Raw genomic sequence first — 13066 nt, forward strand, 5'->3', positions numbered from 1 at the left:
TTGCGCCGGTGAAAAGCAAAACTTCAGTTTCTATTTTGCCGATACGGGATTGAATTTGCGGCTTTCGCGATCGCTCATTGATTTCACGCCCGCCCATATTGCCGGGACCAGGGCAGCGCCCAGGACCCACCACATGGGCCGTATCGAGTAGCCGAATGAAAGATTGGCATAGAGGACGCGCGTCGGTGGTATTTTGGTTGCCAGCGCAAACCACGCATACTCGACCAGCGCAGTACCCAGTGCAGCAAGGACGGCAATGACCATCAGTGTCCACGCCGATGAAAGCTTGAAATCACGGGCTTGAGCTGCACGGTAAAGCATCAGCGTAACCAGGAAGCCCGCCATGAGCGTGGCTTCCGTCACATCGGCCTTGGATTGCATGAAGAAATGCAGCACGCCAAGCGCAGCCAGCGGGTAGGCCAACTTGTGCAGCCTGTTCCAGTTCCTGCCCATGCGGCGGATCATGGCGTCCGTCGACGTGACGCCAAGTGCAGTCAGTCCCAGCAAAGTGATGAAACCGATCAGCAGATAGATGCGCAGCCATATCTCGCTTGCCACACGCAGCAGGTTGAAATTCTGGTCAAGGATATAAAGAGAAAAATGTAACGCCGCATAGGCGAGGGCCGTAATACCGAGAATGCGGCGGATCAGGACAAGCTTTGTCCATCGGGTGATGTTGCGCAGTGGCGTCACCGCGAGTGAAATCAGGAAAAAGCGGATGGCCCAGTCACCGGTCTCATGAATGGCCTCGGTGATCGGTCGCGGCCCCAATATGTTGGCCTTGTAGCCCACGACGATGAGGATCAGCGGTATGAAAGCAGCGATGAGAGCCGCGATTTTGATTGCCGACAGTTTGCCGGCGCGGTCTTTCCATGGGTACTTCATCACGTTGCTCTAATCCTGATCTTACAGCACGTTACGGCCACAGCTCATCTCCAGTTTCAACACAACATGCCGTGAAGGCGCGTTTTTTCATGTCAACCGGTTGCATGATGTGTGCGCCATCAGCGGAACCAAATCATTGCCGGTCGGGTTACCCCTGTCACTTGGACGTAGAAACAACGGAGAGGCAAGATAATGAAAAAGGTTCTTACACTGGCGGCAGCAGCGCTCCTCGCCACATCCGGCCTGGCTATCGCACAGGATAGCGTCATCATCGAGGTCCCTCAACGTGCCAGGGACTATGTGATCGCCCATCCGGCTGATCCGGTGGTCATCGAAGGCAACCTTTCCCAGGGCTATGTCGTCCCACAAGGCATTGTTGTCCGTCCAATTCCCGAAAGCCCGGGTTACGGCTACATCTATGTGGATGGACGTCCGGTGATTGTTTCCCTGGACAACCGCCAGGTCGTGTATCTGGACGAGCCTGCGCGTGGTGTGCCCGACGAGGTCATAACCTATGTCGAGCGCAATCCCGTCGATGCTGTGATGGTTGAGGGACCCATCGATACCGGAACCGTAATCCCTGAGGGGGTCCCGCTTGTCGCAGTTCCCGATCAGCCGCGTTACTCCTACGTGTACGTCGAAGGACGACCCGCGCTGGTTGACAACGGTACACGCAGGGTTGTCTGGGTGCGCTAATCATCTGTGGTGAGCACTGACCGCCCGCTCTTGCGGTCAGTTTTGCCGGCTTGCGGCAAGTCTACCAGCGGCGATAGTAACCATCGTAAACGATGACAGGCGTGTTGAACTGGTCAAACTGGGCGCGCCGATCGGCACGGCGGTCAAGCTCGAGATCAAGCAGGCAATCGGAAAATGCGGTCGTCCCGCGCTTGAAGCCGAATGATGAACAGGTCTGGCCGTCAAGAGCTCGCCGCTCCTCGGGCGTCAATGTCTTGCATCCTGCCAAGACTGTCAGCAAAAATAAAAAGCCCATCAGAAACTTCATCCGGTCCTCGCCGCTTGAGGCTGTCAGCTATTGGCTGGTTTTACCGTATGATACGGCAACCCAAAAAATACTTACAAGCCAAATGGCCAACCATCGAAGATGATCAAATTCCATGGTTTCATGTGTCAGCGATAAGTTCACAGCACTATCCCAGTCACCTGAGACGTTGAATAGCCAGACTTTGGTTGAATGCGGTAAGACAGATGAAGCGACGCGCAGGTCACATGAGGAAGGGGCCGACAATCATCAATATAACGACCGCACCCGCCAGAAACGGCAGGATTGAAATGCCCGAAGAGTTGGGTTGCGGTCTCAATACCAATTTGGCAACGTCAGCAGTGCGGTGGCTGCAATTTGGGTAAAAACCACAAAAACAACAAACGGAACAAACCCGTTGCTGATCTTCCTGTTGTCGTTAGCTGCTGCAAAGCTCATCAAGGCTGCTCCCGATTTAACGACCCTCGCAGATGCAAACCGGGTCATGATCGTCAGTGCCGAATTTCGGCTTGGTCACGTAACTGTAACAGTTTGAAACCTTTTGTCACCCAAAAAGTTCCTCTCCACTTCGAAGGAGATGGCCAACCGCCTCTATGGCGGTTCGCGCAATGCAACAAAATAGCGTAATTTCAATAATTTGTAACGGGCGGTGCGCACGCTTCAAAACGTGCGCTCCGCCCGGATTTTCGTCATTCTGCTGGCGTTGGCACCGGCAAAATCGCGTCCGAATTGTGGCCGTGTTCGCCCGCGAAATGGCTTCCGTGCGTCGCGTGCCGAAGCGGTCGATTGCCGGTGATGGCACGCACCAGCACATAGAAGACCGGTGTCAGGAACAGGCCGAACAGCGTCACGCCGATCATGCCCGCAAAAACCGCCACACCCATGGCCGAGCGCATTTCCGCACCAGCGCCGGTCGATGTGACGAGTGGCACCACACCCATGATGAAGGCTAGCGACGTCATGAGGATAGGACGCAGCCGCAGCCGGCTGGCCTCGACCACTGCATTGAACGGCGTTGCCCCCGCGAACTCCAGTTCTCGCGCAAACTCCACGATAAGGATGGCGTTCTTGGCGGAAAGTCCGACAAGCACGATCAGCCCGATCTGCGTGAAGACGTTATTGTCCCCCGCGGTCAGCCAGACGCCGGTGAGGGCGGCCAGCAGTCCCAGCGGCACGATCATGATGATCGAGAGCGGCAGGGCCAGGCTTTCATACTGGGCTGACAGGACAAGGAATACCAGCAGGATCGATAGAGGGAATATCAGGTAGGCCGAGTTGCCCGCGATGATTTCCTGATAGGTCAGTTCCGTCCATTCGAAGCTGATACCTGCGGGCAGCGTTTCGGCGGCGATTTTCTCCACTGCAGCCCTTGCCTGGCCGGAAGAATAGCCAGGAGCTACGTTGCCGTTGACATCTGCGGCAAGGAAGCCGTTGTATCTCATGGCGCGATCCGGCCCCGCGGTGGAGGTCACTTTCAGGAGCGCTGACAGCGGGATCATCTCGCCCGAACCGGATCGTACCTTCAGATCGCCAATGTCTTCGGCCTTGGCCCGGAAGCTCGACTCCGCCTGCATGCGGACGGAATAGGTGCGACCGAACTTGTTGAAGTCATTGACGTAGACGGACCCGAGATAGATCTGCAGCGTATTGAAGATCTCCGGCAGCGATACGTTCAGCTGACGTGCCTTCGCACGATCGACATCGGCGTAAAGTTGCGGGACGTTGATCTGGTAGCTGGAGAACAGGCCCGTCAGTTCCGGTGCAGTGGCCGCCTTCGCCAGGAAGGCCTTCGTTGCGTCGTCGAGGGCCTGGTAGCCAAGGCCGTTACGATCTTCGATCTGAAGCTTGAACCCGCCAATCGCACCGAGCCCCTGGACCGGAGGGGGCGGGAACACCGCGCTGAACGATTCCTGGATGCCGAACAATTGCTGGTTGAGCTGCATCGCAATTGCTCCGGCACTGAGTTCCTGCGTCTTGCGCTCCTCGAACGGCTTGAGCGACACGAAAACGATACCCGCGTTCGCGCTGTTGGTGAAACCGTTGATCGAAAGGCCCGGGAAGGCGATGGTGCTTTGAACCCCGGGGATCTTCAGGGCGATATCGCCGATACGACGCACTACCGCCTCTGTCCGGTCAAGTGTCGCGCCATCCGGCAGCTGGGTAAACCCGACCAGATATTGCTTGTCCTGCGGCGGTACGAACCCCCCCGGGACGCTCTTGAACATGAAAGCTGTCGCTCCGATGAGCACGAGATAGATGCCCATCATCAGGGTCTTGCGTGAGATGACCCCACGCACGCCCCTGCTGTAACCATTGGCGCCTCGGGTGAACACGGCATTGAACCCGCGGAACAGCCAGCCAAGCGTCCTGTCCATGAACCGCGTCAACCCATCCTTCGGCGCATCGTGTCCTTTCAGGAGCAGCGCGGCGAGGGCGGGCGACAGGGTCAGCGAGTTGAACGCGGAGATGACCGTCGAAATCGCAATCGTCAGGGCGAACTGGCGATAGAACTGTCCGGTGAGGCCGGTGATGAAGGCCAGCGGCACGAACACGGCCACAAGCACCAGCGCAATCGCGATGATCGGCCCCGATACTTCGCGCATGGCCTGGATGGTGGCCGCACGCGGGGCGAGCCCGTTCTCGATATTTCGTTCGACGTTCTCGACAACCACGATCGCGTCGTCGACCACAATACCGATGGCGAGGACGAGTCCGAACAGACTGAGTGCATTAATCGAAAACCCGAAGAGGTGCATCACCGCGAACGTACCGATGATCGATACCGGCACCGCGATCAGCGGAATGATCGACGCGCGCCACGTTTGCAGGAACAGGATGACCACCAGCACGACGAGCACGACCGCTTCAAGCAATGTGTGCACCACGGCCTCGATCGAAGCGCGGACAAACTGCGTCGTATCGTAGACGATCTCGTAGTCCACACCTTCCGGCATGGTCTGCTTCATCTCCTCCATGACACTGCGTACCTGGTCGGCGATCTCGATCGCGTTCGACCCTGGTGCCTGGAAGACCGGAACAGCCACGGCCGGCTTGTTGTCGAGCAATGAACGCAGCGAATATTGCGCGGCACCGAGCTCGATGCGGGCAATGTCGCTCAAACGGGTGATCGCGCCGTTTGCTGCGGTCTTGACGATGATCTGGCCGAACTCTTCCTCAGTCTGCAGTCGTCCTTGCGCATTGACCGAAAGTTGCAGATTGACGTCGTTGGGACTGGGCGAGGCGCCAATGACGCCCGCTGCGGCCTGCACGTTCTGCGCACGGATTTCGCTCAGGACGTCCGTTGCGGACAGGCCGAGCTCCGCAGTCTTCTGCGGGTCGAGCCAGATGCGCATCGAATAGTCACCGGAGCCGAACAGCTGGACGTCTCCGACACCATCAATCCGGGCAAGCCGGTCCTTGATATTGATCAAGGCATAGTTGCGCAGATAGGTAATGTCGTAGCGGTCGTTGGGCGAAATGAGGTTGACCACCAGCATCAGGTCCGGCGAGCTCTTGACTGTCGTTATGCCAAGGCTGCGCACTTCTTCCGGCAGGCGGGGCTCCGCCTGGGAAACGCGGTTCTGTACCAGCTGCTGCGCCTTGTCCGGGTCAGTACCCAGGGCAAAGGTTACAGTCAGCGTCATCTGGCCGTCCGCGGTCGCCTGGCTGCCCATGTAGAGCATGTCTTCAACGCCATTGATCGATTCCTCGATCGGCGTCGCCACAGTCTCGGCGATGACCTTCGGATTGGCGCCCGGATACTGGGCGCGAACCACGATTGATGGCGGAACGACGTCCGGATATTCCGAAACAGGCATTGCCGTCAGCGCGATCAGACCACCAAGAAAGATCACGAAAGAAAGAACGCCCGCGAAAATCGGGCGATCGATGAAGAAATTGGAGATGTTCATTTCAGGTTCCAAACCTGCCCCTGAAGGGCTCTCAATTATTGCTTTGCCTGGTCCGCCAGCGCTTGCTGGTTGGGAGCCTGGCCACCCATCGCAACCGTTTCAGGTGCGACGAGCGAGCCCGGACGGACGCGCTGCAGGCCATTGACCACGATCTTCTCGTCGGCCTGGAGGCCGGCCGTGACGATCCTCAGCCCATCGGCCCTGGCGCCAAGGCTGATTTCCCGGTACTCGACGATGTTCTGCGCATTCACGACCATCACGAACTTCTTGTTCTGGTCGGTTCCAACCGCCTTTTCGTCGACCAGCAATTGCTGCCGCTCGTTGGCCTGGCCCATGCGGACCTTGGCGAACTGGCCCGGCATCAGGCTGCCATTGGCATTGTCGAACACGGCACGCACCTTGACGGTGCCGCTGGCCACATCGACGCTGTTGTTGATCAGCTGCAGCTTGCCGGCGACTCCAATTTTGCCCTGCACATCCATCTGGACGGGGATGCGGTCAACGAAATCGCGGCTGTTGAGACCCTCGGGAAGGTCGGCCAGGGCCTTGGCGACGACGTTTTCATCGGCCTCGAAGCTGGCATAGATCGGGCTGATCGAAACGAGCGACGTCAGGAGCGGCGCGCTTGGTCCTGCGGCGATGAGATTGCCGGGGGTGATCTCGATACGGCCGACCCGGCCGCTAATCGGCGCACGAATATCGGTCCAGTCGAGGTTGAGCATGGCGGTCTGTAACACAGCCTTTGCTGCTTCGAGGTCCGCTTGCGCACTGCTCTGAACATTCAGGCGCTGGTCGTAGTCGCTCTGGGAAGCAAAGCGCGATGTCACAAGTTGTTTGCCGCGCTGAAGTTCGCTCTTTGCATAGGCCAGCTTCGATTCGGCAGAAGCCACCTGCGCCTTTGTGCGCGCAACTTCAGCCTCGTAGGGGGCTGGATCGATCTTGACCAGAAGGTCGCCCTGCTTGACGATCGCGCCTTCCTTGAAGGCAATCGATTGCACCGCGCCGGAAACGCGTGAACGCACTTCCACGGCATCGATGGCCTCAAGCCGCCCGGAGAATTCGCTCCACTGGGTTACAAGCTTTGGCTGGACCACGGCGACCGAGACGGGCATGGCCTGCGCTGGGGCGGCCTGCTGCTTTTCTCCTTCGGCGTGGCTCTGGGTCAATTCGAAGAAATGCGTGCCACCCGCTGCGGCAAGCGTCAAAACAATGCCGCTGACATAGAGACTTTTCTTGAAAGTGCTGATTGACATCGTGGTCATCCTGCTTTGAATTTTGTGCCATTGGGAGGATGGCAAATCGGGAATACGATCATTGACGTTCCATACCGATCGGTATAGAACGGCTGATATAAGGCTGCGGCACAGCAGCTGTCAACCGATTTTATACCGAGCGGTATAATTCTTTTAGGGAGTCTTGTCCATGGGACGGCCGAGGGAATTTGATGCGGACGATGCCCTGCAGACAGCGTTGGAGCTGTTCTGGCGGAAGGGCTATGAAGGCACGTCCATCACTGACCTGACCGACGGAATGGGCATCACCAAACCCAGTCTTTATGGCACTTTCGGCAATAAGGAAGAGCTTTTCCGCATGGCGCTCGCCCGTTACGAGCAGAATTATCTCGCCTTTTTCTGGAGCGCGCTCGAGCAGCCAGATGCTCGCACGGTTGCCTTCGACATTCTGCGCGGATTCGTCGAGGCGCAGACGCAATCGTGTAATCCTGCCGGTTGTCTCGTGGTCAATGCGGCGACTGCCTGCAGCGATGCCGCCCTGGAAATCCACAAAACGATCGTTGAACGTATCCAGACGGCGCAGAAGGCTCTGACCCGCCGTTTTGAACGCGCCAAGCGCGAAGGCGATCTGCCGGCCGACAGCAATCCGGAAGATCTCGCGCGATTTATCATGACCGTCCAGCAGGGAACCGCTGTACAGGCATCGAACGGGGCGGGCCGCGAAGAGATCTATCGTCTCATCGATCTCGCCATGAAGTCGTTTCCCGGCCAGAACTAGGCATCTCAACATGGATCGATTGCGCGCCGCGGCCGCATGACCGGCGGTACGCGAACCAATCTGAGCCCCTTTGTGCCGTGAGTGTCACGTCAGCCTGTTGCGGAACAGCCAGGCTGAGAAGGGCAGGGTGACGGTAGCGATGACGACAAGGGCCAGCATTTCCGGCAAAAGCTGCCGCACGCCCGCACCTTCCAGATAGACCTGATGCGTGATGCTGATCGCATAGCGCAGCGGATTGATCATCGTCATATATTGCAGGATATCCGGCATATTGCCGATGGGCGCCGTCAATCCCGACAGCAGCATGAACGGCATCAGCAGGACGAATGAATAGATCATCGCCTGCTGCATATTTGCTGCCAGCGACGAGATGAACAGTCCGATCCCGACGGCGGCCGCCAGGAACAGCACCAGCCCGAGATAGAGCATGAAGTAGGAACCCGCGAAGGGAATCTGGAACCACAACTGGGCGACGAGCAGAATGGTGGTCGCTTGCGAAAGACCCACCAGCATCGATGGAATTGCCTTGCCGACCATGATTTCCGATGGGCGGAACGGCGTAACCAGCAGCTGGTCGAATGTGCCTGCCTCGCGCTCGCGTGCGACCGACATGGCCGTCAGCATCAGCGTCATCATCATGGTGATTGTGCCGATCAGCGATGGGATCATGTACCATCGCGTTTCCAGGCTCGGATTATACCAGGCGCGCGTTGTAACCTTGACACCGCCGACCGCTGCCTGGCCGTTTTCCTCGCGCCACCGCGTGGCGAAGTCAGCCGCAATGGTGTTGATATAGCTCTGTGCCGTTCCTGCGGTGTTCGAATTGCGGCCGTCGGCGATGACCTGCAACTTGGCGGGCAGGCCGGCCATCAGCCGCTCTTCGAAGTCCTGGTCGATGACCACAACGAGCAGGACGCGCGTGTCATTGATGAATGTAGCGATGTCGGACGTGCGCTGCAGCGTCGCCACCCGGGTGAAGGTGCCGGAACCGTCCAGCTTGGCCACAAACTCGATCGAGGCCGCGCTGTGGTCATGATCTAGCACAGCATAGGGGACGTTATTGAGGTCATAGCTCGCCGCATAGCCGAAAATCAGGCATTGCAGGATCGGCGGCAGAACCAGCACGACCCGGCTCTTTGGATCTTTGAACATTGCCAGCAATTCCTTGCGGATCAGAGCAATGATGCGGAAAAACGAACCCTTCATAACTGTCTCATCCGATTTTCTTGCGCGTGGCGAACACCGAGGCCGTCATCAGCACGGTGGCCATGACGGCCAGTACGGCTGCATTGGGCAGAATAACGGCCCAGATGTCGCCGGCTAGGAACAATGTCTGGAGGACACTGACGAAATAGCGCGCTGGAAAAATATGCGTGATGACCTGGATAGCCAGCGGCATGCTTCTGATGTCGAACATGAAGCCAGAGAGCATCATCGCCGGCAGGAAAGTGACGACAAGCGTTATCTGGCTGGCGACAAATTGGCTCTTGGTAACGGAGGAGATCAGCAGGCCGATGCCAAGTGCCACTAGCAGATAGAGCATCGACACCAGCACCAGAATCCACAGCGAGCCGCGCAGCGGAACGCCGAACAGGATCTGGCTGCCGACAACCGAGAGCGCAAGCCCGAGCATGCCCAGGATAAAGTACGGCACTGTCTTGCCAAGCAGGATTTCGCCGGGCCGGGCGGGGGTGACGAAAAGCGCCTCGAACGTGCCGCGTTCCCATTCCCGTGCCATGACCAGCGCCGTCAGCAGGGCCCCGATCAACGTCATGACCAGAACGATCAGCCCCGGAACAAGGAAATAGGTGCTGTCATTGGCCTCGTTGAACCAGAGCCGCGTCTGCAGGTCGATCGTCGCCCCGGCGTTGAGCACCTGGCCGGCTGCCGCCTCGCGTGCCAGCCATGTCGCGACGGCTCCTTGCGCGTAGCCAAGCGCGATACGCGCGGTATTGGCATCGCTGCCATTGACGATGACCTGTATTTCGGCCGTACCCGCCTCGGCGTCGCGGGCGAACTGCATCGGAATGCGCACGATGCCGTCGACGGTCTTGTCCATCAGCAATCGCTCCGCCTCCGCCATGGTCTTGACCTGGTGCGTCTCGAAATACTCCGACAATTCAAAGCCGGAGACAGCGCCCCGGGCTGCAGCTGACGATTCCTCCATCACCAGCGCGACCGGCAAATTCTTCAGATCGAATGAGAGCCCGTAACCGAAAAGCACCAGCAGGACCATCGGCATTACGATACCGACTGCGATACTGCTCGGATCGCGCACCACCTGCCAGGATTCCTTGCGCACCAGCGCTAGGATGCGGCGGAAACTTCCCTTTCCAAGCCGGGAGGCGTATGTTTTCATCGGTGCGTTCATGGCAGATCACCCATCATGCCGCCTTCTCCCTCGTCTCACGACGTGATTCCTCGACGATGGCGATGAAGGCGTCTTCCATGTTGGGTTCCTCGCCATTCTTCGGCTTGGCATGGGCGCGGATTTCGGCCGGCGTACCTTCCGCAAGATTGCGCCCGGCATCGAGAATGATGATGCGGTCGCAATATTCGGCCTCTTCCATGAAGTGAGTGGTGACAATGACCGTTACACCCTGTTCGGAAAGAGCGGTGATACGGCCCCAGAACTCCCGCCGCGCCAGAGGGTCGGCGCCGCTGGTTGCCTCGTCGAGAAAAAGAATATCCGGTTCGTGCAACAGCGCCGCCGCCATGGCGAGCCGCTGTTTGAATCCACCGGGCAATTGTCCGCTTGGCAATGTCGCAAGGTCTCCGAGTTCGAACTGGTTCTTCGACCAGGCGACGCGTTCGCGCTTCTTCGCCCCGCGCAGACCATAGGCGCTGGCGAAGAAATCGAGGTTCTCATCAACTGACAGATCGCCATAGAGCGAGAATTTTTGCGCAACATAACCCAGCTTCTGCCGGGCTTCCGCTCGCGAGGTGCGCAAGTCCGCACCCGCAACGCGCAAAGTACCGTGGCTAGCCGGCATCAACCCGCACAGCATGCGAAAGGTAGTGCTTTTACCGGCGCCATTCGGGCCGAGCAGTCCGTAAATCTCGCCGCGCTTCACCTGGAAGCTGACATGATTGACGGCTGTGAAATCGCCGAAAGTCCGCACGAGATCATGTACCTCAACCGAGATTTCGTCGCCGCGGGCTGTTTTCGGCCTCTCCAGCGCCACGTCGCTGGAGTGGCTCTTCGTGGCGACGGCGCTGAACAGCACCATGAAGCCGTCCTCGAACCGCGCCTTCACTGGCTCAAGCTTGACCGGCTCTTCGTCAATACGGATCTCGCCCTGATAGCCGGGCTGTTTCACGATGCGCACCTTTCCCGCCTCCGGTACCGCATCGGCGACACCTTCCTGCCGGAACAGTCTCGCCTGCAGCGAGCGGGCATTCATGCCGTCACCGGGCGTTACGATGTAGACGCTGTCCTTGGCCCTGTCGGTGATCTCTTCGGGTTTTCCCTGTGCCAGGACCTTGCCAAGATGCATAACCACGGCATGGTCGCACAATTCGGCCTCGTCGAGGTAGGACGTGCTGACGACCACCGTCAGCTGGTCTTCATGCACGAGCTTGGTCACGATGTCCCAAAGCTCCCGCCGTGACAATGGATCGACGCCCACCGTCGGCTCGTCCAGCAATAGCAGCTCCGGCGAGCGGACAAGCGTGCAGGCAAGGCCAAGCTTTTGCTTCATGCCGCCCGAAAGCTTGCCCGCGAGGCGCTGGGTGAAGCGGCCGAGGTCAGTCATTTCCATCAGTCGCGGATAGATTTCCTTGCGCTGGCTCTGGGAGATGCCGTGCAGGTCGGCGTACAGGTCGAGATTCTGCTGGACGCTCAGATCCTCATAGAGTCCGAATTTCTGCGGCATGTAGCCGATACGGTTCTGGATGACCTGCGGCTCGGCCGCGACATTCAGATCAAGGACGCTGAGTTCGCCACTGTCCGCCACCATCAGCCCTGCAATCAGGCGCAGCAGTGTCGTCTTGCCTGCGCCGTCGGGCCCGACAAGCGCGGTCAGGGTGCCCTGTCTGGCCTCGAAGGAAACGCCTTCCAGCGCCTTGACGATTTCGCCCGTGTCGCGGCGGAAACTCTTGTGGATGGACCGCGCCGCGACGGGGGTGTTCATGGCTTTGCCTTGGCATCCACGCTCGCGCCGCTTTGGGGCAGGGGCTTCGGTGCCGCATCGGGCAGCAGCGTCACCGTGGAAGGCATGCCAAGCCGCAACATGTCCGCGGGATCCTCGACAAAGACCCTTACCTCGTAAACCAGGCTGGTGCGAAGGTCAGTCGTCTCGACAGTCTTCGGCGTAAACTCCGCTATCGGCGAAATGAAGCCGATCCAGCCGTCAAGGGGACGTTCCGGGAAACTGTCGGTCGCTATCTTGGCGCGCATGCCCGGGCGGATATGGCCGAGATTGGTTTCGGAGACATAGGCGCGCACCCATTTCGTCCCGATGGTTGCCAATGAAAACACCGGCTTTGTCGGTGCAGCCATTTCGCCCGGCTCCATCAGCCGCGAGCGAACGACCGCATCGAAGGGGGCGATCAGTTCGGCGTCATTCAGTTGCTGGCGCATCAGCTCAAGCTGCGCCTCACTGCCGCGAAGCTGAGCCTCGGCTTGTAGCAATTCCTCAGCACGCGGCCCGGCAATCGCAAGCTCAAGCTCGCTTTGCGCCATCTGAACCTTGGCATCGGCCATTTCGGCGGCCGCTTTTGTCGTATCGAGCTCCTGTTTGCTGATCGTCGAATTTGCAGTCAGAACGCTGCGGCGCTCCAGCTGTATGTTCGCGTTGGCCGCGTCGGCCTTGGCCGAGGCGAGATTGGCTCTGGCCTGGGCGATCTCTTCGGGGCGGCTGCCATTGCGCAATTTCAGCACCATCGCGCGCTGTGAAGCGACCGTGGCGTCAGCTTCCCGAACCTGAGGGGCAAGGCGGCTGATATCGAGGCGGGCGAGAACCTGGCCCTTTTTGACAATGTCACCTTCCTCCACCAGTACGCCCGCAATGCGCTCCGAGCCATTGAAGGCAAGGGAGGCCTGGCGGAAGTCGACATTGCCGTACAGCGTCAAATCACCATTTCCGGCCGGCCGGTGCATATACCACCACGCACCGCCGCCGATCGCTGCAAGGACAACAAGGGGAATGAGTATTCGAAACGGTTTGTTCATGTCAGTCACCATAGCGCACTAGCGCAATTATGTCAAATTCAAATTTCAATTTTAACTTTCAAATCGATCGAATCAGGTATAGACTGT

11 protein-coding genes are annotated in these 13066 nt (G+C 58.7%); 2 read left to right on the plus strand and 9 right to left on the minus strand.

Translation table 11 applies throughout. The features are described from left to right. Nucleotides 1–30 precede the first annotated feature (30 nt). A complete protein-coding gene (gene msrQ, locus K9U38_RS09700) occupies nt 31–885 on the minus strand; it encodes a protein-methionine-sulfoxide reductase heme-binding subunit MsrQ (protein WP_224494129.1) in 855 nt (284 codons plus the stop codon). Nucleotides 886–1077: 192 nt separating this feature from the next. Between msrQ and K9U38_RS09705 the strand changes: the two genes are divergently transcribed. Then, nucleotides 1078–1581 (plus strand): DUF1236 domain-containing protein, encoded by a 504-nt coding sequence (locus tag K9U38_RS09705; protein ID WP_224494130.1) that lies wholly within the window; start codon nt 1078–1080, stop codon nt 1579–1581. A 61-nt stretch (nt 1582–1642) separates the two neighbouring features. Here K9U38_RS09705 and K9U38_RS09710 read toward each other — a convergent pair whose 3' ends face one another. The 4 genes from K9U38_RS09710 to K9U38_RS09720 all read right to left on the minus strand — a co-directional run bounded on the left by K9U38_RS09710 (nt 1643) and on the right by K9U38_RS09720 (nt 7049). Next, nucleotides 1643–1888, minus strand: coding sequence for a hypothetical protein (locus tag K9U38_RS09710; protein ID WP_370631882.1), 246 nt, complete (start codon nt 1886–1888; stop codon nt 1643–1645). Between the two features lie 312 nt (nt 1889–2200). After that, nucleotides 2201–2323: a hypothetical protein gene (locus K9U38_RS21990; RefSeq protein ID WP_255607099.1), complete on the minus strand. Its 123-nt coding sequence runs from the start codon at nt 2321–2323 to the stop codon at nt 2201–2203. Between the two features lie 251 nt (nt 2324–2574). Further along, nucleotides 2575–5796: an efflux RND transporter permease subunit gene (locus K9U38_RS09715; RefSeq protein WP_224494132.1), complete on the minus strand. Its 3222-nt coding sequence runs from the start codon at nt 5794–5796 to the stop codon at nt 2575–2577. A gap of 35 nt (nt 5797–5831) precedes the next feature. Beyond that, nucleotides 5832–7049: an efflux RND transporter periplasmic adaptor subunit gene (locus K9U38_RS09720; protein WP_224494133.1), complete on the minus strand. Its 1218-nt coding sequence runs from the start codon at nt 7047–7049 to the stop codon at nt 5832–5834. 169 nt (nt 7050–7218) lie between these two features. On the opposite strand from K9U38_RS09720, the gene K9U38_RS09725 reads away from it, so the two are divergent. Continuing rightward, complete coding sequence (locus tag K9U38_RS09725) at nt 7219–7806, plus strand: TetR/AcrR family transcriptional regulator (RefSeq protein WP_224494134.1); 588 nt, start codon at nt 7219–7221, stop codon at nt 7804–7806. A gap of 84 nt (nt 7807–7890) precedes the next feature. On the opposite strand, the gene K9U38_RS09730 is transcribed toward K9U38_RS09725, so the two are convergent. The 4 genes from K9U38_RS09730 to K9U38_RS09745 are packed head-to-tail and all read right to left on the minus strand — an operon-like array spanning nt 7891 to nt 12979. Beyond that, on the minus strand, nt 7891–9012 hold the full coding sequence (locus K9U38_RS09730; RefSeq protein ID WP_224494135.1) for an ABC transporter permease: 1122 nt from the start codon (nt 9010–9012) through the stop codon (nt 7891–7893). 7 nt (nt 9013–9019) lie between these two features. Continuing rightward, complete coding sequence (locus K9U38_RS09735; RefSeq protein ID WP_224494136.1) at nt 9020–10177, minus strand: ABC transporter permease; 1158 nt, start codon at nt 10175–10177, stop codon at nt 9020–9022. 13 nt (nt 10178–10190) lie between these two features. Further along, a complete protein-coding gene (locus K9U38_RS09740; protein ID WP_224494137.1) occupies nt 10191–11939 on the minus strand; it encodes an ATP-binding cassette domain-containing protein in 1749 nt (582 codons plus the stop codon). Further along, complete coding sequence (locus tag K9U38_RS09745; protein WP_224494138.1) at nt 11936–12979, minus strand: HlyD family secretion protein; 1044 nt, start codon at nt 12977–12979, stop codon at nt 11936–11938. Before K9U38_RS09745 ends, K9U38_RS09740 begins: the two co-directional genes overlap by 4 nt. Nucleotides 12980–13066 lie beyond the last annotated feature (87 nt).

Origin of the sequence: Phyllobacterium lublinensis, from assembly GCF_020164435.1 — a bacterium.
Classification (GTDB): domain Bacteria; phylum Pseudomonadota; class Alphaproteobacteria; order Rhizobiales; family Rhizobiaceae; genus Phyllobacterium; species Phyllobacterium lublinensis.

Excerpts from the sequence above, each read along its gene's own strand:
- msrQ (WP_224494129.1), bottom strand. The coding sequence starts at position 885 with ATGAAGTACCCATGGAAAGACCGCGCCGGCAAACTGTCGGCAATCAAA.
- K9U38_RS09705 (WP_224494130.1), top strand. The coding sequence starts at position 1,078 with ATGAAAAAGGTTCTTACACTGGCGGCAGCAGCGCTCCTCGCCACATCC.
- K9U38_RS09710 (WP_370631882.1), bottom strand. The coding sequence starts at position 1,888 with ATGAAGTTTCTGATGGGCTTTTTATTTTTGCTGACAGTCTTGGCAGGA.
- K9U38_RS21990 (WP_255607099.1), bottom strand. The coding sequence starts at position 2,323 with ATGAGCTTTGCAGCAGCTAACGACAACAGGAAGATCAGCAACGGGTTT.
- K9U38_RS09715 (WP_224494132.1), bottom strand. The coding sequence starts at position 5,796 with ATGAACATCTCCAATTTCTTCATCGATCGCCCGATTTTCGCGGGCGTT.
- K9U38_RS09720 (WP_224494133.1), bottom strand. The coding sequence starts at position 7,049 with ATGTCAATCAGCACTTTCAAGAAAAGTCTCTATGTCAGCGGCATTGTT.
- K9U38_RS09725 (WP_224494134.1), top strand. The coding sequence starts at position 7,219 with ATGGGACGGCCGAGGGAATTTGATGCGGACGATGCCCTGCAGACAGCG.
- K9U38_RS09730 (WP_224494135.1), bottom strand. The coding sequence starts at position 9,012 with ATGAAGGGTTCGTTTTTCCGCATCATTGCTCTGATCCGCAAGGAATTG.
- K9U38_RS09735 (WP_224494136.1), bottom strand. The coding sequence starts at position 10,177 with ATGAACGCACCGATGAAAACATACGCCTCCCGGCTTGGAAAGGGAAGT.
- K9U38_RS09740 (WP_224494137.1), bottom strand. The coding sequence starts at position 11,939 with ATGAACACCCCCGTCGCGGCGCGGTCCATCCACAAGAGTTTCCGCCGC.
- K9U38_RS09745 (WP_224494138.1), bottom strand. The coding sequence starts at position 12,979 with ATGAACAAACCGTTTCGAATACTCATTCCCCTTGTTGTCCTTGCAGCG.